Consider the following 21,073-nt stretch of genomic DNA (forward strand, 5'->3'; position numbering starts at 1 on the left):
TTTAAAATAATGCTTTAAAACATTCATATTTTATTATGTTTGTTATGTACTTCAGTTATTCAAAAACCATTAGTTGCCCTTTAACATTCTTTATTATGGTTTTCGTTTTCACCAAAGCCATACCTCTCGTTGTTGCTTCCTTCCCATTTAGACTCTGCAAAAATATCCTCAATATCCTCTTTAGCATCAGCAAATATGTTTCTAAACTCATCAGAGGTATTCATTACTCCTTGAACAGCTTTAACTACAATGGGTCTTAAGGTCCTAGCAACTGATGGAGCTAATATTAATCCAACTGTAGCAATTCCAACGCCTCTAAAGAAATTGTTAACCTTCGGTCTATTAATAAAGTCTGTTATCATACGCTGATTCCACCAAGAGTTTGGCATCATTCCATAGTTATAGTAAGGGTCATAGCCTCTCATATTGGCGCACCATGCTCCTACTCTTGGTCTTCCATAAGGTCTAGGCCCTCCATAATAAGGTCTTCTTGGTTCACAACAATCATCGTAGTCATAATCATCATAATAGTTAGGACATGGATATCCGTCGCCATAATCATTGCCTGCCCTGTAGTTGCTCGGATAATTATTAGGATAATTGTTTGAGTAATTCATTGAATAATTATTTACATAACCATCTCGATAATTTGTTGAATAATTATTTGGGTAGCCATCTCGATAATTGTTTTGATAACCGTTTGGATAATTGTTCATGTAATTTACTGGATAACTGTTTGGGTAATTCATTGAATAATTGTTTGTATAACCGTTTCGATAATTCATTCTATCATCACCTCTATAATAATTTCTTGGATTTTGATTGTAATTAGCCTGGTAGGTTGGATCATTGAAACCAGGCCTATTATTTGGATTGTACTGGTTGTTTTCCCTTGGCCTGTAATTTCTTGAGTTAACCTCTGGTATTCTGTTTTCTAGTTGAATATTTCTCATTTGTCCTTCGTTATAATACGTATTCGGGCCTGGATTTACAGATGTATTATTAGGAATAAATTGATTTTCTTGACGATTTACATCTTCATAACCTGCTTTGTTATCTTTGATCTCTCCATTTGAATTGTTGTTCTCAGACATTTTACTACCTCCTTTTTACTGGTATTATTCTCCTCTATCTCATGTAATATTCCTATAATTCATACTTTTTACATAAAGAAAAATATAATCAAATAACGATACACTTATCAGCTGCCCTCAATATATTAATGTTTTAAATACAAAAATAGTGTGGTGTTTTAGCTGTAATTTGATAGGTATACAATCAAATTACAGTTAAAACACCACACTAGAAACTTCAATATTATATTATAAATTCACTAAGCAGTTTTTATTATCTCTCTCTTCAAAGATATAGTATGATTTATACTTTCCGAATTAGCCACTTGTGTAATAACTTCATTTTTTAGAAATTTAATTATTTCGTGTTTCTTGTTCATTAAAATTCCCTGTGCACTTTTTGATACTTTTTCACTTATGCTGCACTTTATTTCTCCAGTAGTTAACCCTATTGTTGATAAAAAATAATCTCCTGCCTTAAATTTATTAGTGAGCTTTCCTAATCCCTTAGGCATAAAACTACTAATGTTTTTTTTCCATAGCTTATCAATAGTTTTTGAAGTTACGCAGCTAATCCCATAAGTTCTAGCCGCTTCATATATAAATAAAAAACTATCTTCAATGTTTAATAAATCCGTTACTTTGTTATTATGCAACTTGAAATCAGACTTAATTGGTAACCTCATTAGCTCTTTCTGAATCTTTTTTTCAATTCTTAAAATAAAGCATTCAAGTTCCTTTTTAGAATATAGTACTTTAACAAATCTTTCTTGAAAACACTTTGGGCTCAATTTTGAAAAATCTACTCCTTCGGCAAAAATATCTATCCGATACTCCTTACTCTGAAAAAAATATTCTGTTTCCTCCAAGATGATTTCGAAACATTCTTTAATTGCAAAGTTACGTATTGATTCTAATTCTGTTTCAGTAATATACTCTAAGGAATAATTTTCTGTTACCATATTCTCCAATTCCCTTCAGAAGATTTTAAATCTTATCTTAAATAGTTTAACATTTCACTTAGAATGATAATCGTTCTCATTTATATGATAAACTATTGTCTTCTTTATGTCAACAGAAACCTATAAGTCTGTCCCTTAATTATTTTTTAGTTATATCAGCTTTTATTAACCTTATTACCCATACATGTATTGCATAAACCTTGGTATGATATTCTTACTTTTACTCAACTTTTTAATGGTAGTTTACTTATAACTAACTACATCAACCCCTTGGCTTTCGATTATGCCATATAACTCTTCCATGTATTCTTTAGATGGAGTTTTAAACTGTCTTGCTGGTTTTTCCAAACCTAAAGCTTCGTATTTACTATCACCAAAGGAGTGATAAGGTAATAATTCAATTTTAGGCATATCCATACTGTCTTTTACAAATTTAGCTGCTTTTCTTATGTTTTCTTTGTCTGAGTTAACTCCATCAATTAATGGTATTCGAACTACTACAGGTACTTTTAACCCATTAAGTCTAGCTATATTTTTCAATATATTTTCATTACCAACTCCTGTATAAAACCTATGCTTACTGTTATCCATATGTTTTATATCTACAAATATTAAATTCATCTTTTCCAATATATCCTTAACCTCTTCGAAGTTAAAGTAACCAGAAGTTTCAATAGCTAAATCTATGGCTGAATCATAAAGTTTATATACAAGTTCTCTAAGCATTTCTACCTGCATAGTTGCCTCTCCTCCAGAAAAGGTAACCCCGCCACCTGAATACCTATAAAATATTTTTTGTTTTTCAATGATTTTCATTATTTCTTCACTACTATAATGATAAATTAAATTCTTCCTACTGTTTGTCGGACATGCTTTTATGCAAATTCCACAAGCTTTACATTTTTTCTGTTCACATTGAGTATTTAAATTTATACCCACTCCCTGAGGGCATAATTGTGCACACTTTCCACAGTTTATACATGTTTTTTCATAATGGGCAACCTTCATAAGGTTTGTATGACTTTCTGGATTAGAACACCACCTACATCTAAGAGGACAGCCAGCTAAAAAAATTATTGTTCTAATTCCATTTCCGTCATTTACAGAAAAATTTTGTGGTTCCATAAAATATCCAGTTACTTTGTTCATATAAATCCTCCTGTTTTAAAGTCTTATATTTAAAAAAGGCACAGTTAAATTAAACAGTGCCTTTCTTTAATTCTAATAGTTTTCGTGAGCTGTTCTTGCAATTATTGCATCCTGCATCGATCTTGATAAGTTAACGAATTGAGTGCTGTATCCTGCAACTCTAACTAATAAATCCTTATAATCCTCAGGTTTTTCCTGTGCTTTACGTAATGTTTCTGTGGATATTGTATTAAACTGAACATGGAATGCACCTAGTGCAAAGAAGGATTGAATCATAGAGCCTAAGTTGCTCTGACCTCTTTTTGTATTTACTAAATCTTCATTTAATCTTAAATTTAATAATGTTCCACCAGAATGCACATCTTGGTTAAGCTTTGCTGCTGAACGCATAGCTGCAAGTGGTGTAGAAGTATCAGTACCGGCAAAAGGTGACACCCCTTCTGATAAAGGCTCCTTAGCTTTTCTGCCACAAGGGGTAGCTCCAACAACTTTTCCTGTTGGAAGGTAGTTAGAAATCCCCATAAAAGCAGTGTTAAAGTTGTTACCGTTTATATCCTTATACTTATGTCCTTCCTTGTAATAATGATTTGCCATTTTAATAGCAATATCATCTACATAGTCAATGTCATTTCCATACTTTGGTGCAGATTCAGCTAGTTTTCTTAATTCCTCGTATCCTTCCCAATCTGCATCAAGAGCCTTTACCAAGGTTTCCATTGTTGTAACCTTATCTTCAAAAACAAGCTTCTTAATTACAGCTAATGAGTTTGATGTAACAGCAAGACCAATTCCAGTAAGCACCGGTCCTAAATTATATTTAGCACCAGTATCAACTAAGTCTTTGCCTTTTACCATACACTCTTCTATGCAGGATGATAAAAATGGTCTTGGAACCATCTCCTTATGGAGCTTTTGTGCTACTAAGGTAGCTGTAATTGAATGTTTAATTAAGTTATTAAACTGTTTATAGAAGGCTTCTTCAACTTCTTCATAAGATGTAAAACTAGCTGGGTCTTTTTCATTTAGACCTACTTTTTCACCAGTAATCCTACTTTTGCCTCCATTTAATGCAAATTCTAAGGCTGCAGTAAAGTTAATATTTACCGCTGAAGTCCATTCTCCAGTTTTACGAAAATGAGGTACTACACAGCCGCAATTGTTCCAATCTCTAGCATCCTCTGGTTCATAGCCTGCATTTATAAGCATTTGATAACCTGCGTTATCACTATGAATTGCCGGAAATCCAGTACCTTTACTTACTAGGTGAGTAACTTCCTCTAAAAAGCTGCTTGGACAATCTTGGCTAACTCTAACGCTTAATCCTGGCTGATGAGTTTTTACTCTCTCTGTAGCTTTCAAGCACATATATGAAAGATCATTTGTGCCATCTCTTCCTTCTCTTGTTTTCCCACCAAGGGTAAGGTTTTGAAACTGATTGTATCCTGCAAAGAACTCAGCAGTATTTGCTGATATTGTCCAAACCCATTCAGATAATTTAATCCAAAGTGCCTCAATAAGTTCTTGAATTTGATCCTTTGTGGTTATTTCTTTGTCCATATCAGCTTTATAATACGGATACATAAACTGGTCAAATCTTCCTACATTAAGTGCCAAAGGATTCTCAGATATTATTGCTCCAATTTGAGTAAACCAAAGGAATTGGATAGCTTCATAAAAGGTTGTAGGAGGGTTTTCTGGTACCTTACTGCATATTTCAGCTATTTTTAAAAGTTCATCTTTTCTCACAGCATTATTTTCTGTTTCAGCCATTTCTCTAGCTTTTTCAGAATATCTATTTGCAAGGGTAATAATTCCTTCTGAGGTGATTATAATAGAATTATAAAAATCTTTCTTTTTCATATCTTCTGCAGAAGTAATCGAAAGCTTTGATACATGCTCCTTTGCTTCTTTGATAATTCCACCAAAGCCTTTTTTAAATAATACATCTTGGTAATCTGGTGTTATTTCGCCAACAGCCTGTCTCCATTTGGAATCGTTATCAACTATGCCAGTATCAACGGCAATTTTTGCAGTATCCTTAGGCAATTGTGCTAAAAAGGCTTCTTCTAAAGATTTTCCTTTCCAATAGGGGAATATGTTTTTTCTCACAAAATCTCTTTGTTCATCTGTCATAACATATGGGTCTTGAACTCTTTTATCGAAGTTATCCATTTCTCTATCTACCCATGTCCATGAAAACTCAGGGGTTAAAATACCACATTTTCTGAACTCGCCAATACCCCCAACAATCAGTTCCCCTTCAAATATAGTGACATCTATCTGCTCACAGGTATCTCTAAATGCCTTAGCTCTTCTTATTGGAACTGCTTCCCCCTCTGTTTTCTTGTGTGACTCTGTCCAAATTCTTGCTCTTTCATAGGAAATTGCTGGCTTTGCATTGATATAATTTTGTCTTGCAGATTCAATTCTTTCTGTAACCATAATTTTCTCCTTTCTTTTTGTATTATATTATATTTTGTGCGTTATAACATATAAAGTTGTTAAAATTTTTTAGAGTGCATAATTGTAGAAAGCTAAAGTATAACTTAACCTATTCTTAATATAAATTTCCTTTAAGTTCTATTTACCTATATTCACTCTAAAGTAAAACTCTAATATTTTATTTTATTATAACATAAATTATATGTTATAACATCCTCAATTTTAAAAATTTATATCCATACCTCTTTAAATTCTATTTTATCCTATATATAATTGTCATATGTGTAAAAAGTAGGCATAGAAACACTTTGATACCTATACCTACTTTATTAAGATGCACTAGATTTATTTATTATATTAAAAAACAACATTGTAGACCTATATCACTCTAGACTAAATTCTAATACTTAATTACATTTTGAAATACGACTTCACTATCATATGGATTACTATAGGTGTGACTGCCACTAGGCTTAAATCTTAATGCTGATGGAGCCGCAAGTTCAAAAGTTTGGTCCTCCAAAGTAAGCTTTAAGGTTCCTTTTGTTACCACAATATACTCTTCTACTGAGCTTTGATGTGGTGTAGAAACATGCTCCGCACCTGGAAGTAACTTAATATAAAAATATTCAAATCCCGTCATTGGATCAAAAGGGAATACATCATATAGAATCATTTTTCCATCTGATTCATATACCGGTTCTATGTCCTCTATTGATATTGCTTCGTATTTATTATTTTGACTTCCTAACAACTCTGAAAAAGAAATACGCAAACCTGTGGAAATCTTCCACAATATGGATATTGTAGGATTTGACTCTCCTCTTTCGATTTGGCCTAGCATTGCCTTACTTACCCCAGTTAGATTAGATGCCTCCTCTAAAGTCAACTCCCTTTCAAATCGCACTCTTTTTAAAACAGAGCCAATATTATATGTTGGATCCTTCAATTTATATCAACCTTTCCCTATGTATTGTCATTTTTTCATTATATACATAATAACATATTATATACATAATAACATATACTTTTCATAGAGAATAAATCCCACTCCATAAAGACTATGGAGTGGAATCTTGCTAAATTTCTATTTTAACTTTTCCTTCTACTGCCTTTAAAAGTTCACCATTCAGTAGAAGCTCCTCACATTTATCTAGTTCTTTATACATAACCGTATCTTCTTTAATAAAGCTTACCTTTGATCTTATTATTCTATAAGCTTCACTAGTCCCCTTGCCTAACATAAGTCCATCTCTAAAATCTATGGCCTGACATGCAGCCATAAGTTCTGTTGCCACTACTCTTGTCGCATTATTTACTATATCAAAGCTCTTTCTCGCAGCGATTGTCCCCATACTTACATGATCCTCTTGGTTAGCTGAGGATGGAATAGAATCTACAGATGCTGGATGAGCAAGAACCTTATTTTCTGATACTAATGAAGCTGCTGCGTATTGGGTTATCATAAAGCCAGAATTAAGACCGCCATTTTTCACTAGGAAAGGAGGTAAATCGTTTAGCTGATAATTTATTAATCTCTCTAGTCTTCTCTCTGAAATATTTGCAATTTCAGCTACCGCAATTCCTAAGAAATCAAAGCTTAGTGCTACAGGCTGTCCATGGAAGTTTCCTCCAGATATTACATCCCCATTTTCAAAAACAATAGGGTTATCGGTAACAGAATTCATCTCTATTTCTATCTTTTCTTTAACATAATTTACAGCATCTTTACTAGCTCCATGAACTTGAGGTACACATCTTAAAGTATAGGCATCCTGTGTTCTTATCTCTCCTTGATTAGTTACAAAAGTGCTGCCTTCTACTAGGTTAAGCATATTTTGGGCTGTATCTATTTGTCCCTTATGAGGCCTTACCTGATGAACCCTTGGATCAAAGGCAGTTCTTATTCCTCTTAAAGCTTCTAAGGTCATTGCAGCAGCAATATCACTAAGTTTTAAAAGATTCATACTTTTATATAAAGATATTGCTCCTACTGCAGTCATTACTTGAGTGCCATTTATTAAGGCCAGACCTTCTTTAGCTACAAGCTCTACTAAGGATATTCCTGCCTTTTCCATAGCCTCTCTTCCCGACATCATAACCCCTTCAAACTCTGCTTCTCCTTCACCAATCATAGGTAAAACCATATGTGAAAGAGGTGCCAAATCACCAGAAGCCCCTAAAGATCCTTTTTCAGGTATGGCAGGATGAACTCCTTTATTAATCATATCTATAAGTGTTTCCAAGGTACTTAACCTTATTCCTGAATATCCCTTAGATAAGTTGTTAGCCCTTAGAAGCATTATGGCTCTAGTTATTTCCTTTGGAAAACTCCTGCCTGTGCCGCAGGAATGTGACATTATTAGATTCCTCTGAAGAGTTTTGCACTGCTCACCGGATATAGTTACATCTGAAAATTTTCCAAAGCCTGTAGTTATACCGTATACTATTTTACTGTTATCCACTATGTTATCTACTATCTCTCTTGCCTTTGTAACTCTTTCCTTAGCTTCCTCAGTAAGACATACTCTATATCCATTAGCGGCAACATTAATTAAATCCTCTATAGTAAGACTATTCCCCGTTAAGTTAACAACATTCATAATTTCTCTCCCCCCAGTTATATGAAATGCTATGCTAATTTATCTTCTATAATCCCCATAATATCTTCTTTGACTTTTTTACTTTCTTTCAGTAAATTATTGCATCTATCCTTTAATTCTTTTTTACGTTCTTCATCCTTTAATCCTGTAATATTTATTTTTACATTTAATATAGCTCCCTCTACCGCTGTTTGCACTAAAGAAGCAGCAACTCCAGCGTCAGAAACTGCATTTTTATTTCCGTATTTTACTGCAGTATAAATGTAATCATAAAGTTTATAGGCTTTTTCTGCTACTTCTAAGGGAATCTCTAAAGATTCCTTGTTTCCTTGATTTATTTTTTCCTTTCTTGCCTTAGCCTCTTCCTCTGTATTTTTAGGCATTCTAAAGGCTTCCATTAAGGATAAGAAAGCATCCGTATCTCTCTCCATAAGATTTAAGAATTCCTCCTTATGGAACTGTACTTTCTCTAAGGATTCATCAATATTTTCTCTAAGTTTGTCTTCATATTCCATATATTCTTTCTTTCCTATTGTTAAGTTAAAAACCATAGCAGCCAGTGCACTAGCTAGCGAAGCAGAAAGGGCAGCAATACTCCCTCCACCTGGTGCTGGAGATTTAGAACCTAATTCATCAACAAAGCCTTTTAAAGTTAACTGTTGCAGCATTATTATATCCCCCCGTTTTTTATTTAAAATACTTAGAAACTGACTTTTTAACTAACTCCTCATCTGCTAAATAAGGTATTGTTACGTGATCTGTGCCTTTATTCGCCTTATTAAACTCTATTACTGTTTCTATTGAGTGTTCATTTCTTGCCCAAGAACGTCTTGAAACTCCACCCATTACATCCCAAGTCATTGCAGATTTAATTATTTCATCTATTCTACAGCTTCCATCTAAAACTAGTCCAAAGCCTCCGTTTATAGACTTGCCTATACCAACACCGCCGCCATTATGAAGGGCTACTAAACTCATCCCTCTAGCTGCGTTTCCTGCATAGCATTGAACAGCCATATCCGCCATTACATTACTTCCATCCTTAATATTAGATGTCTCTCTAAATGGAGAATCTGTTCCACTAACATCATGGTGGTCACGTCCTAGCATTATAGGACCAACCTCTCCCTTTCTAACCATCTCATTAAACTTAAGTGCTATAGTAACTCTTCCTATAGCATCTTGATATAATATTCTAGCCTGAGTTCCTACTACCATGTTATTTTTTTCTGCATCCCTTATCCAATTGTAATTATCTCTATCTTGATATCTTCTATCAGGATCTATACAATCCATAGCAGCTCTATCAGTTTTAATTAAGTCTTCTCTTTTTCCACTTAAACATACCCATCTAAATGGTCCATAACCATAGTCAAATAGCTGAGGGCCCATTATATCTTCTACATATGAAGGAAAAATAAATCCATCCTTTTCATCAATTCCATTTTTAGATATTTCTTTAACGCCAGCATCATATATGGCTTTCATAAAGGAGTTTCCGTAGTCGAAGAAATAAGTCCCTCTCTCAACTAAAGTCTTTATCATTTCAAAGTGACGTTTAAGTGTCTTATCTACTAATTTTCTAAAAGTTTCTCTATCCTCTGCTAGAAGCCTTGTTCTTTCTTCAAAGGTAATTTCACTTGGGCAGTATCCACCTTCATATGCATTGTGACAGGAAGTTTGATCTGATAATAAATCTATTTTTATATTGTTATTAACTGCATACTCAAGAAGGTCCACTATATTTCCATGATATCCTATGGATATTGGCTCTTTTTTGCTTACATATTCTTTAGCAATCTTAAATATTTCCTCTAAATCAGAGGAAGCTTTACTAACCCAACCTTGCTCAAGTCTTGTTTTTATCCTTGATTCGTCTACTTCTGCAATTATCCCTACACCTTTAGCTATTTCCATAGCTTTTGGCTGAGCACCACTCATTCCTCCAAGACCAGAACTTACAAAAATGTATCCGCTTAAATCACCATCATTAGAAATACCCAGCTTCATTCTTCCAGCATTCAGCAGCGTATTGAAAGTACCATGAACTATCCCCTGAGGTCCTATATACATCCATCCTCCTGCTGTCATTTGTCCGTAATTTGCTACGCCCATCTCTTCTGCTATTTCCCAATCCTTTAGATTGTCAAACATTCCAATCATTAATGCATTAGTTATTATTACTCTAGGTGCATTGGGATTAGATTTAAATAGTCCAAGAGGATGTCCTGATTCAATTACCAATGTCTGATCTTGAGTCATGACTTCTAAATATTTTTTTATTAGCCTATACTGCATCCAGTTTTGACACACACTTCCTGTTTCACCATAGGTAACTAACTCGTAGGGATATAGTGCTACATCAAAGTCTAGATTGTTCTCTATCATAACCTGAAAAGCCTTACCTTCTACGCATTTACCTTTATATTCATCTATAGGTTTTCCGTATATTCTTCCTTCTGGTCGGAATCTATACCCATATATTCTCCCTTTTGTTGTAAGCTCCTCTAAAAATTCTGGAATTATTTCTTCATGATATTTATCTGGAATATACCTTAATGCATTTTTTAACGCAATTTCTGTTTGTACTTTAGTTAAATTAAAGCCTCTATTTGGAGCTCTTCTTATTCCCTCTACAAAGGGTGGCATGTCAGGTAGTACTTCATCTAACTTTATTGTCATAGCCTCTCTGATATCTATATTATTAACCATCTTAACTCCCCCTAATTTAGATGTATTGAATTTATTCACTTAGCCTTGCTTCTAAGACTTGGTTCATATCAAAGTTTTCAATTTGCAGATAGTACTCTGCACAATCTATTAAAGCCTTCATTGGTACTAATCCAATAACCTCTGCACCTACCACTGGAACGCCATACCTTTTAGCTTCCATTTTCACCATCTCCTGCGCAGTATAGATAGCTGTTTTCTCATAGTTCACAAGATTTATAGAAACTTGAGCTATGTTTCTTTCAGTTAGCATTACACCTACTGCTTTAGCGTATCTTAGTCCTCCACCGATATGTCTTATTTTCTTAGCGATAGCATTTGCTATTTCTAAATTATCTGTGCCCAAGTTTACATTGTAAGCAATTAGTGGAAATCTTGCTCCTATAACAGTTGCTCCGCTTTTCCTATTCATTTCACATGGTCCAAAATCCGGTTTCCATTCCGGATCTTTTATTTTTTCAAAAAATCCCTCATATTGTCCTTTTCTTATATTGGCTAAATTTTGTCTTTCTGGTGATGAAGCAGCATCTTCATATAAATAAACAGGTATATTTAGCTCTTCTCCAACTTTTTTTCCTAAGTCCCTTGCCATTTGAACACATTCTTCAGTAGTTATGTCCTTAATAGGGATAAATGGAACTACGTCTGTAGCACCCATTCTTGGATGAGCCCCTTGATGCTTGCTCATATCTATAAGCTCTGATGCTCTTTTAATAAGTTTATAGGCAGCTTCTCTTGTTTCTTCTGGTGAGCCAACAAAGGTGACAACTGTTCTGTTATGATCTTTATCTGATGAATAGTCGAGAAGCTTTACTCCTTCAGTTCTCCTAACCTCATCTATAATAGTTTCTATTATTTCTTTGTTCCTTCCTTCACTAAAGTTTGGAACGCATTCTACTAATTTTGCCATTTCAATTCCTCCTCAGTAAGTCTTTTTCTATATTGTATCTCTTATACATCTCCAAAACGTCTACAGGAGTTTTAAAATCTTAAAATTTTAAAACTCCTGTAGACGAGAGGATGGTATTTAATTTATAGTCTTTCTATAATATCAATCTGGTGTTCTTCTCCTGCTTCTTTTAAGTACTTTATTCCCCTTCTGAGGTATACATCAATGTTATCATCTAATTCTCTTTCAAATACCCTTTTTAAGTTCATATCATTTTCCATACTAAGCTTTATCTCTGCCTTTACTCGATAGACGGTACCTATTTCCTTTGGATTTTTTAGTGTCATAGAATTTATATCTGCATTTTTTAAATACTTCAAACCCTCTGTAAAATTTCCTTCTTTAATTAAAATTAGTGCCATAAAAGCCTCTGCTATAGATCTACCCCAAGTAAAATCAAACTGCTTATAATTATTAAGAGCATTTTCAAAATAATTTTTTGCCATTTTGTAATCATTAATATAAAATGCTGTTTCCCCTGCATTTGCATAAAATAAAGCAAGACTAGTCCACACATTTTTCTCTTCACATATTTTAATTGCCTTATTATAAAAATTTAATGCCTCTGAGAATCTTTTCGTTTTCTTTCTTATATCTCCGATGTAATTGTAACAAGCAGCTATGCTTAAAGCATATTGGTGAGAAGTGTTTCTTGTACTGCTTAATGTATCAATAGAGTTTTCAAATAATATTTCTGCTTCCTCGTTTTCTCCCAGCATTTTTTTATACAAGCCCTTAAATCTTAACAAAATTCCTATTTCCTTTTTATAGTTATATTCTTCTGATGTTTGTAACCCTCTATTTATATACATTATCATTTCATCTGTTTTATTTGTTTGAATGCAGTAAAAAATCATTTGTTTATATCCTTCAATAATATATTCACTACAATTAATTTCGCTGGCTTTAATAATCATGTCTTCAATATTCTTTATACCTTCTTCATAATCACCTTTTCTTATTAAATATCTCCCCTTTATATGAAGTAGGCATATTTCAAACCTTAATATCTGGATACTGTCTCCTTCTTCCTTCCTTACCTTGTCTAGAAGGCTTTCAATTTCTGCTATGCTTTCTATAGTTTTACTCTCGCTAAAATATAATTTGTCACAGTACTTATTCTCAAAATAAATTACCGGAAATAATTCATGGCTAAAATTAAGATAGGTGCTCAGAACTTTAATTTTGTATTTAAGAACAGAAGTATAATTATTTGCATTTTCAAAGTGATATATTAACTTATAACAAGTGTTAATGTCTCCTATATTATTTTTAAGTGTCCTTTCGAGAATTTGTCCTACCCTATTATGAAGTATCTTTTTCTTAGCCTGTGATAAACTCATGTACTGAAACTCTCTCAACTTTTGATGAGTAAACTTAAAACATATATTATTATTTGTAACTGTCTCCTTTAGAATAAATTTCCCTTCAAGTCCCTCTATTATCTCCATGATTTGAAGTTCATCCTTCTGGAGTAATTCTTTGATAATAAACATAGGTACCTCATCATGAAATAATGACGCTATTTCCACTATCTTTTTTTCACTATCAGATATATCCATGAATCTGCTTTTTAAAACATCCTTCATATGAGATGTCATTATGTTTATATTATTTTTTGATCTTATAATATTTAGATACTCTGTAATGAAAAATGTGTTTCCTTCCGTTTCTATATATATTTTATTTAGCATTTCTTTAGTTAATTTATGCGCCTTAAGAGCTTGATTGATGAAGCACTCAGTTTCTGAAGTATTAAATCTTAAAAGTTCTGCAATCTGGATTTTATCATACTTCCTTGTAGAAGCTAGAAATCTATCTATGTATGGATTAAACTCGTTCCTGCAAGTAATTAGAAACATTATATTATTTTGTTCACAATGTAATATACAACTTGTTAACAATGACATACTAGAAGAGTCCATCCACTGAATATCTTCAAAAACTATTAGGATTTTTTTACTAGTTGTTATTCTTTTAAGCATGTCCGTTAAAATATTTTCTATCACGTCATACTTCAGCATATCTATAGTAGACTCTAGTTTTACATTTTCAGCATAGCTATCACTACCTGCTTCAGGTATTAATTCATTTATTACATTCTCTATAATAGAAGGAACCTTAATTTTGTTATTGTGAATAATCCTTGCTAAATAGAAAACAACGTTTCTCCAAGGCTTCAATGGATATTCATTTTCAAATTGATAACAATTTGTTTCTAGAACATAAACCTTATCCTTATCTACTTGTTCTAAAAACTTATTTTTAAGACTTGTCTTTCCAATGCCCATCTCACCTCTTATTAAAATAGACTTGGAATCTCTATTACCCATAAAACTATGGTAGTTACTTTCCATAATTCTTAATTCAGTGTGTCTTCCATAAAAAAAATCTCCACTTTTTTCTACCGCTTGTCTTTCACTTATTAAATCTAGTACTTCTTTAAAAACCTTTTTTGTTTCTATCTCAGGAGTAATGGACAATTCTTTATTCAATATATCAGTAAGTTCATTGTAAACCTTTATTGCATTATTTACTTTTCCCTGATTCTTGTAGCACTGAATTAGTTGTCTATATGCATCTTCATTAAACTCATCAGCTTTTATTAATAACTTGCAATATTTCTCTACCTTTTCATAATTCTTATTTTTACTCTCAATTAGTATTTGTTCATAAAGTCTTTTTAAATATATTCCTTCTAGTTCTACTCTAGTTTCATAAACCCATTGTTGAAAATTATCCGCATCTTTCAAAATAAATCCTTTTAAAAATTCTCCAGGGTATAAGCTTATTTCATTTTTATTATTGATAAAGTTATCCATGTCAGTTTCAATTATTATACTAGTGCTTAATGTGATCGTTGACTTGTTTACAAAGCTTATTACCTCATGTTCAGCAAAAGACTTTTTTAACTTGTATATTGCATTTCTCAAATTTTTCCTTGCAATATTATCCTCCATATCTGGCCATAAAAGCACCGATAATTCTTCTCTTGTAGCCTGCTTTTTTGTCACTATATAAGAAAACAATGCTTGGACCTTGTTGTATGGAAATAAAATAGTTTTTCCATTTAAGCTAGTAGTAAAGTTACCTAGTAATTTTACATAGATATAGTCCATATTGACACCTCTTCAAGTCTATAAATATTATTTTTAGTAACTGTTTTTATTTTAGTATATTATTGGGAATTTTTCAAATTGCCAAAATATTTCTTCCTAAACTATTCACTGGTTATAGACTTGAAGCGCAAAAAATTCTTTTTAAATATCTATAAGTTGTTCCTAAAAATTGATCAATTTCCTTGAATGATAAGTTCAAAATTATATAGTTTTTATCTGTTATGTACTCAACTAAGTTCTTTCCATAAATCCTCCTTAACAGGACATATGTCCTATCGAAATTCATATCAATATGGTAACTTATCTATTAGGTAATGTAAAACATAGGAAGGATTTATATATGTGTTATGCCTTGCTTTATAGGACTTATAATCAATAGCAAAGCTGATAATAAATATAAACAACAAAATCTTAAATTATGTGAGATTACTTAACAGTTTTCAATTATTCAGTGAATCAAGATTTTATATGTTATAATAAAAAAATCAACTATACTAGGGGGAATTACCATGAAATACGAGATTATAATATTTGATGCAGACGAAACTTTATTTGATTTTAAAAAATCTGAAAGAGATGCTTTTAAAAATGCTATGCTGGAATTTGATATAGAATATGATGAAAATCACCATTTAAAAATATATCATGATATAAATTCAGCTATTTGGAAAGAATTTGAGAAAGGCCTTATTACTCAGAAAAAGCTAAAGGTAGAAAGATTTAAAAGGTTATCAGACAGCTTAAATATTAGCTTTGATGAGATTGAGTTTGCTAAGTCCTATATGAAACATTTAGCTAAGGCATCCTTTTTATATGATGATAGCATAGAGCTTGTAGAAAGTCTTCATAAGAATTACAAACTCACTATAGTTACTAACGGTCTTAAGGATGTTCAGGACGGAAGAATAAGAAAATCTATTATAGCAAAATACTTTCAAGATATAGTAGTATCTGAAGAAGTTCAAATATCAAAACCAGATCCTAAAATATTTGAACTGACTTTAAATAACATAAAACATACTGACAAAAGTAAGGTATTAATAGTTGGAGATAGTTTAACCTCTGATATACAAGGCGGAATAAATTCCGGTATAGATACCTGCTGGTTTAATCCTAATAGAATTGTAAATAATACAGGAATAAAACCTACTTATGAAATTTCTAATTTGATGGAACTTAAGAATATACTTGAAAAATAGTTGTAAAGTAACTGACTTACATTTCCATAAAATATTCTAAGCCAGTTACTACTTGTGCTTTAAACTGATAAGTTAAACTATCTTTAATTACTTGCTTGACATAAAAAATAAAGTTTATTATACTATAAAAAAAGATTTCGTATAACTCCAATAATATGGTTTGGAGGTCTCTACCAGGAACCAATAATTCCTGATTACGAAGAAGGTACATTTTTTGTATTTTCTTTGTAGTCAGGAATTTTTTTGTTTTTATCTTTTTATAATTTAAATAATACTTAGTATGATAGGAGGTCAATATGAATTTAATAAACTTACCTAAAATTGAGCTTCACTGCCACTTAGACGGCAGCCTTAGGGCAGAAACGGTAATTGATATAGCAAGGAAAGAGGGCATTAATCTCCCTTCTTTTGATATTGAAGTAATTAAAAAAGAACTTACTGCTCCATTAGAATGTGAGTCCCTTGATGACTATTTAAAGGCATTTTCACTTCCTAATTTAGTAATGCAGTCAAAGTATAGCTTAAGAAGAATTACTTTCGAACTTCTAGAAGATGCCTCCCGTGAAAATGTTAAATATATGGAGATAAGATTTGCTCCTTTGCTTCATACATCAAAAGGCTTAGAAGTAGAAGAGATAATAGAAAGTGTTTTAGATGGAATTAAGGATGCGGAAGAGAAATATGATATAAAAGGAAACTTAATACTATGCTGTATGAGAACTATGGCTCCAGATAAAGCTTTTGATATAGTAGAAAAGGGTAAGAATTTTCTTGGCAAAGGAGTAGTTGCAATAGACCTATGTGCCTCGGAAAATGAAGGATTTTGTAAAGCCTTCGTGGAACCCATAGCATTAGCTAGACAATATGGGTATAGAATAACTATTCATGCTGGTGAAACTGGAATAGGTAAAAATGTATTAGAAGCAGTTGAACTTTTAAGAGCTGAAAGAATTGGACATGGTGTATTTATAAAGGATTGTGCTGATGCATATAAGATTGTTAAAGATAAAAAAGTTGTACTTGAAATGTGTCCAACAAGCAACGTGCAAACAAAAGCAGTAAGTGGCTTTAATGAACATCCAATATATGATTTTCATAAGGATGGAATAAGAGTAACTGTTAACACTGATAATAGAACGGTATCAAATACAGATATGACCAATGAATTTAATATAGTAGCTAAAGAATTTAATATTAGCATGGAAGATTATAGAGAGATTTACCATAATAGTGTTGAAGCAAGTTTTGCTGATTTAGAGACAAAGGAAAAGCTAAAGAAATATATGAAGGATAAATAAGTTAACTGGATAAAAAATAAAATGTCCCCTATAGATAATAGATCTTTAACATCCACTCTTTAGGGGCATTTACTGTTATATACCTATAATTTCAAGCCTAATTGATTACTCAAATCTTAAAGCCTCTATAGGACTTAACTTAGAAGCCTTGTCTGCTGGATACATCCCAAAAATTACTCCAACGAGTACTGAGAAAATGAAAGCACCTAGCACTACCTTGTTAGATATAACAACGGTAGTTGAAAAGAATTTTTCTGCAATATAGGCAGCGCCATATCCTGAAGCTACGCCTAAAATACCACCAAAGCTGCTTATTCCTGCTGACTCTAATAAAAATTGCATTAAAATCACCCTTCTCTTAGCTCCTATAGCCTTCCTTATACCTATTTCTTTAGTTCTCTCAATTACAGATACAAGCATTATATTCATTATTCCTATACCTCCTACTAAAAGAGATATAGCCGCTATTCCAGAAAGCATGCCAGTCATACTGTCACTAGCTGAGCTAGCAGTTGCTAGAAGACTGCTTTGATCCATTACTCTATAGGAATCTGTATCATTATTAAATTTATTATTCATAAACAAAGTTAAATATCCCATAGCCTGTGATACTTTATCTTTACTTTCAGCTTCTATATAAAAGGTTCTTATTTGTGTATTTTTAAAGAATCTTTGAGCTGTAGTTATTGGAATTATCAATCTGTCGTCTCCAGAACCTGCCATCGAAGTTCCCTGTTTCTCAAGTACACCTATTATTAAAAAAGCTGCTCCATTTATATTGACACTTTCCCCAACTACATTGGTATTATTAAAAAGCTTATTAGCTGTATCAACACCTATTACGGCAACTCTATATCTACTTTCTACATCATCTTCATTTATAAATCTGCCGCTGCTTACATTTAATTTTCTTATTGTAGAATAACTTGGAGTGCTAGCCTCCACAGTAGTTGATGTAGATTCATTTTCCGATCTTACAGTTACACTTTGACTCATAGATGGTGCCATATTTTTTATTCCTGGTTTTGTCTTTAGTTTTTCCAATTCTTCCGTAGTTATTGATACATTTCTTCTTCCCATAATGTTTACAGTTATAAGATTTGTTCCTAAACTTTCAATTTGAGAAGAAATATTTTGCTTCGTACCTTCTCCCATACCTACCAGGACTATAACTGATGCTATACCAATTATTATCCCTAACATGGTAAGAAAAGATCTCACTTTATTTGCCAGAACAGAGCTAATTGCCATTTTTAATAACTTACTAAATCTCATTTGGATTCACCTCGTTTTCAAATGTAACAGCAACATCTTTTGAAACAGTATTCTTTTTATCTGATGTAATCCTTCCATCTCTAACAGTTATTATTCGCTTAGCCTGCTGTGCAATTTCATGATCATGGGTTATAAGCACAATGGTGTTTCCTTCTCTATTTAACTGTTTAAGCATTTCCATAACTTCTTTTCCAGTTTTACTATCAAGTGCTCCTGTAGGTTCATCGGCAAGTAGTATTTCTGGTTCTGTGGCTAAAGCTCTCGCAATGGCAACTCTCTGCTTCTGCCCTCCAGAAAGCTCTGGTGGCTTATGCTTTATATGACTAGATAAGCCTACTCTTTCTAAAGACTCTAAGACTTTTTCTTTAATAACTCTACTACTTAATCCTTGATAAATTAAGGGAAGCTCTACATTTTCAACAACATTTAGTTTAGGTAAAAGGTTGTAGTTCTGAAATATAAACCCTATCTTTCTGTTTCTTATTTCAGCTAGTTTATTATCACTACAATCTGTATTTTCTCCATCTAGTATATATCTTCCTGAAGTGGCAGTATCTAAGCAGCCTATTATATTCATCAAGGTTGATTTACCTGCTCCAGATGGACCAACTATAGATACAAATTCACCCTTTCTTATACACAAATTTATATCTTCTAAAGCTTTATATTCACTGCTTCCCATTTTATATACTTTGCTTACATTCTCCATTTCTATTACAAAATCCACATTACTACCTCCTGCAGTAAATTTAGTTCAATTTTCTATCTTCCCATTGGAGGCCCTCCCATCATTCCGCCGCCTCCTCTTTGAGTATTAGTTTTATTCGATGAGCTGCTTTCAGGAAGCTGTACCATAACTGTTTGATTCTCAGTAAGACCACTTGTTATCTCTATCATCGTTTGATTTTTAAGACCTGTCTGTACTTCTACAAGCTTTCCTGGTGTTGATGGTTTATTACCAGATAGTTGAGTATTGTTTTTTGCTGTTTGAGAAGATTTTGAACTGCTGCTGGATGGTTGTCTAGTCTTGCTGTTAACATTACCAGCTGAATCCTGAACCATAACATACTTTTTACCGTTCTTCTCTGTAATAGCCTCTAGTGGAACTGCTAATACATTTTCTTTATTTTCTACTTCTATTGTTACATCAGCATTCATTCCTATTTTTAATCTTTCTGGATTATCTATAGAAACAGTTACATCAAAGGTAGTAACACTATCTGACGTCTTTCCACTTTGAGAAATTTTTTCAACAACTCCTTCGTAGGTTTTATCTTTTATATTTTGTACACTTATTTTAGTTTTTTGCCCGATCTGAATTTTATCTATGTCTAGCTCATCTACAGGAACTATAACCTTCATTTTAGATATATCTATTACTGTAACCATTGCCTTATCGTCTGGAGTTACGTCTCCATTTTTAATATTTAAGCCAGATATAATTCCAGATATAGGACTTACAATAGTAGAATCTGCTGCAGTTTGTAATTTATAATTCAAGTCACTTTGTGCCTGTTGAATTTCTATTTTTTTTGATTTGATACTGTTTATTGTATCTGAATCATCTAGCTTAAACATGGTCTGTCCCTTTTTTATACTGTCTCCAGCAGATATATGGACTTCTTTAACTTTTCCACTGCTTGGAAAAGGTATAGCTACTTCTAATTCATCATTTTCTCCTGTAGTTATTATAGCCATTCCTCCATATGCCGGTTTTACAGAAGCTATATCATCTCCTGATGCAACAAATACAGACTTTACTTTTCCATCTATAGGTGCTTTTATATATACATCATCTAATTGTTTTTCTAATTTCTCTAGGTCTAGTTTCTTTTGACTTAAGCTATTTTGCGCTGTCTCTGTTTCCTGTCCTTGTTTATCATTATTTATTGTACAGAATACAGCACCTTTTTCTATAGTACTTCCCTCTTCATAATTCATTCCTTCTACTACACCGCTGTTAGTGGAATATAGGTTTACCTGGTCTACTCCAGCTATTGTCCCTGTAGCTTGTACAGTAACTGCTAAATTTGTTTTTTGTACTTTTGACATATCAAATTTAACTGTAGAAACTACCTTATTGCTGGTACTATATTGCTTATATATATAGTAACCACCAGTCCCTACTCCTACAGCTATAACTGCTATTATTAAAATTTTAACACCTCGTTTTTTTATAACCGCCAGAACTTTTTCCATGTTTAAAAAACCCCCAATAATTTATGATTACATAGCTCTATTTAGAAAAACTTAACCAAAACAATCATTTTTTAT

General features: G+C 32.5%; 15 protein-coding genes and 1 riboswitch. Of the genes, 2 read left to right on the forward strand and 13 right to left on the reverse strand.

The window, feature by feature from the left end; all coding sequences use genetic code 11:
* Window positions 1-80: 80 nt before the first annotated feature.
* From P8V03_RS14600 to P8V03_RS14645, 10 genes are all read right to left on the reverse strand, one after another.
* On the reverse strand, window positions 81-1,094 hold the full coding sequence (locus P8V03_RS14600) for a hypothetical protein (RefSeq protein ID WP_318798725.1): 1,014 nt from the start codon (window positions 1,092-1,094) through the stop codon (window positions 81-83).
* A gap of 239 nt (window positions 1,095-1,333) precedes the next feature.
* Complete coding sequence (locus P8V03_RS14605; protein ID WP_318798726.1) at window positions 1,334-2,035, reverse strand: hypothetical protein; 702 nt, start codon at window positions 2,033-2,035, stop codon at window positions 1,334-1,336.
* 243 nt (window positions 2,036-2,278) lie between these two features.
* Entirely contained in the window at window positions 2,279-3,184 is a 906-nt protein-coding gene (locus P8V03_RS14610) for a glycyl-radical enzyme activating protein (RefSeq protein ID WP_318798727.1), read from the reverse strand.
* Window positions 3,185-3,256: 72 nt separating this feature from the next.
* On the reverse strand, window positions 3,257-5,626 hold the full coding sequence (locus P8V03_RS14615) for a glycyl radical protein (protein WP_318798728.1): 2,370 nt from the start codon (window positions 5,624-5,626) through the stop codon (window positions 3,257-3,259).
* Window positions 5,627-6,026: 400 nt separating this feature from the next.
* Window positions 6,027-6,575: a helix-turn-helix domain-containing protein gene (locus tag P8V03_RS14620; RefSeq protein WP_318798729.1), complete on the reverse strand. Its 549-nt coding sequence runs from the start codon at window positions 6,573-6,575 to the stop codon at window positions 6,027-6,029.
* Window positions 6,576-6,705: 130 nt separating this feature from the next.
* Entirely contained in the window at window positions 6,706-8,229 is a 1,524-nt protein-coding gene (gene hutH / locus P8V03_RS14625) for a histidine ammonia-lyase (protein ID WP_318798730.1), read from the reverse strand.
* 29 nt (window positions 8,230-8,258) lie between these two features.
* Window positions 8,259-8,897 carry a cyclodeaminase/cyclohydrolase family protein gene (locus P8V03_RS14630; RefSeq protein WP_318798731.1) on the reverse strand — a complete coding sequence of 213 codons (639 nt, stop codon included), beginning with the start codon at window positions 8,895-8,897 and terminating at the stop codon, window positions 8,259-8,261.
* A gap of 19 nt (window positions 8,898-8,916) precedes the next feature.
* Window positions 8,917-10,941 (reverse strand): urocanate hydratase, encoded by a 2,025-nt coding sequence (gene hutU, locus P8V03_RS14635; protein WP_318798732.1) that lies wholly within the window; start codon window positions 10,939-10,941, stop codon window positions 8,917-8,919.
* Window positions 10,942-10,972: 31 nt separating this feature from the next.
* Window positions 10,973-11,869 carry a glutamate formimidoyltransferase gene (ftcD, locus tag P8V03_RS14640; RefSeq protein ID WP_318798733.1) on the reverse strand — a complete coding sequence of 299 codons (897 nt, stop codon included), beginning with the start codon at window positions 11,867-11,869 and terminating at the stop codon, window positions 10,973-10,975.
* A 122-nt stretch (window positions 11,870-11,991) separates the two neighbouring features.
* On the reverse strand, window positions 11,992-15,027 hold the full coding sequence (locus P8V03_RS14645) for an ATP-binding protein (protein WP_318798734.1): 3,036 nt from the start codon (window positions 15,025-15,027) through the stop codon (window positions 11,992-11,994).
* Window positions 15,028-15,536: 509 nt separating this feature from the next.
* Here P8V03_RS14645 and P8V03_RS14650 point away from each other — a divergent pair.
* Together P8V03_RS14650 and add are read left to right on the forward strand one after the other, a co-directional pair.
* On the forward strand, window positions 15,537-16,226 hold the full coding sequence (locus P8V03_RS14650; RefSeq protein WP_261671470.1) for a YjjG family noncanonical pyrimidine nucleotidase: 690 nt from the start codon (window positions 15,537-15,539) through the stop codon (window positions 16,224-16,226).
* Window positions 16,227-16,343: 117 nt separating this feature from the next.
* Window positions 16,344-16,443, forward strand: a riboswitch (purine riboswitch).
* Between the two features lie 79 nt (window positions 16,444-16,522).
* A complete protein-coding gene (add, locus tag P8V03_RS14655; RefSeq protein WP_318798735.1) occupies window positions 16,523-17,524 on the forward strand; it encodes an adenosine deaminase in 1,002 nt (333 codons plus the stop codon).
* 105 nt (window positions 17,525-17,629) lie between these two features.
* Here add and P8V03_RS14660 read toward each other — a convergent pair whose 3' ends face one another.
* The 3 genes from P8V03_RS14660 to P8V03_RS14670 are packed head-to-tail and all read right to left on the reverse strand — an operon-like array spanning window position 17,630 to window position 20,998.
* Window positions 17,630-18,799 carry an ABC transporter permease gene (locus P8V03_RS14660; RefSeq protein ID WP_261671472.1) on the reverse strand — a complete coding sequence of 390 codons (1,170 nt, stop codon included), beginning with the start codon at window positions 18,797-18,799 and terminating at the stop codon, window positions 17,630-17,632.
* Window positions 18,789-19,508, reverse strand: coding sequence for an ABC transporter ATP-binding protein (locus P8V03_RS14665; protein WP_261671491.1), 720 nt, complete (start codon window positions 19,506-19,508; stop codon window positions 18,789-18,791). The genes P8V03_RS14660 and P8V03_RS14665 overlap by 11 nt, the downstream gene beginning before the upstream one ends.
* Window positions 19,509-19,561: 53 nt before the next feature.
* A complete protein-coding gene (locus tag P8V03_RS14670; protein ID WP_318798736.1) occupies window positions 19,562-20,998 on the reverse strand; it encodes an efflux RND transporter periplasmic adaptor subunit in 1,437 nt (478 codons plus the stop codon).
* Window positions 20,999-21,073 lie beyond the last annotated feature (75 nt).

The organism is Clostridium tanneri, from assembly GCF_033659955.1.
Classification (GTDB): domain Bacteria; phylum Bacillota; class Clostridia; order Clostridiales; family Clostridiaceae; genus Clostridium_AM; species Clostridium_AM tanneri.

What these genes read in the sequence shown, in the direction of transcription:
- P8V03_RS14600 (WP_318798725.1), bottom strand. Translation starts at nt 1,094, where the DNA reads ATGTCTGAGAACAACAATTCAAATGGAGAGATCAAAGATAACAAAGCA.
- P8V03_RS14645 (WP_318798734.1), bottom strand. Translation starts at nt 15,027, where the DNA reads ATGGACTATATCTATGTAAAATTACTAGGTAACTTTACTACTAGCTTA.
- P8V03_RS14650 (WP_261671470.1), top strand. Translation starts at nt 15,537, where the DNA reads ATGAAATACGAGATTATAATATTTGATGCAGACGAAACTTTATTTGAT.
- P8V03_RS14670 (WP_318798736.1), bottom strand. Translation starts at nt 20,998, where the DNA reads ATGGAAAAAGTTCTGGCGGTTATAAAAAAACGAGGTGTTAAAATTTTA.
- P8V03_RS14605 (WP_318798726.1), bottom strand. Translation starts at nt 2,035, where the DNA reads ATGGTAACAGAAAATTATTCCTTAGAGTATATTACTGAAACAGAATTA.
- P8V03_RS14660 (WP_261671472.1), bottom strand. Translation starts at nt 18,799, where the DNA reads ATGAGATTTAGTAAGTTATTAAAAATGGCAATTAGCTCTGTTCTGGCA.
- P8V03_RS14615 (WP_318798728.1), bottom strand. Translation starts at nt 5,626, where the DNA reads ATGGTTACAGAAAGAATTGAATCTGCAAGACAAAATTATATCAATGCA.
- hutU (WP_318798732.1), bottom strand. Translation starts at nt 10,941, where the DNA reads ATGGTTAATAATATAGATATCAGAGAGGCTATGACAATAAAGTTAGAT.
- add (WP_318798735.1), top strand. Translation starts at nt 16,523, where the DNA reads ATGAATTTAATAAACTTACCTAAAATTGAGCTTCACTGCCACTTAGAC.
- ftcD (WP_318798733.1), bottom strand. Translation starts at nt 11,869, where the DNA reads ATGGCAAAATTAGTAGAATGCGTTCCAAACTTTAGTGAAGGAAGGAAC.
- P8V03_RS14630 (WP_318798731.1), bottom strand. Translation starts at nt 8,897, where the DNA reads ATGCTGCAACAGTTAACTTTAAAAGGCTTTGTTGATGAATTAGGTTCT.
- P8V03_RS14610 (WP_318798727.1), bottom strand. Translation starts at nt 3,184, where the DNA reads ATGAACAAAGTAACTGGATATTTTATGGAACCACAAAATTTTTCTGTA.
- P8V03_RS14665 (WP_261671491.1), bottom strand. Translation starts at nt 19,508, where the DNA reads ATGGAGAATGTAAGCAAAGTATATAAAATGGGAAGCAGTGAATATAAA.
- hutH (WP_318798730.1), bottom strand. Translation starts at nt 8,229, where the DNA reads ATGAATGTTGTTAACTTAACGGGGAATAGTCTTACTATAGAGGATTTA.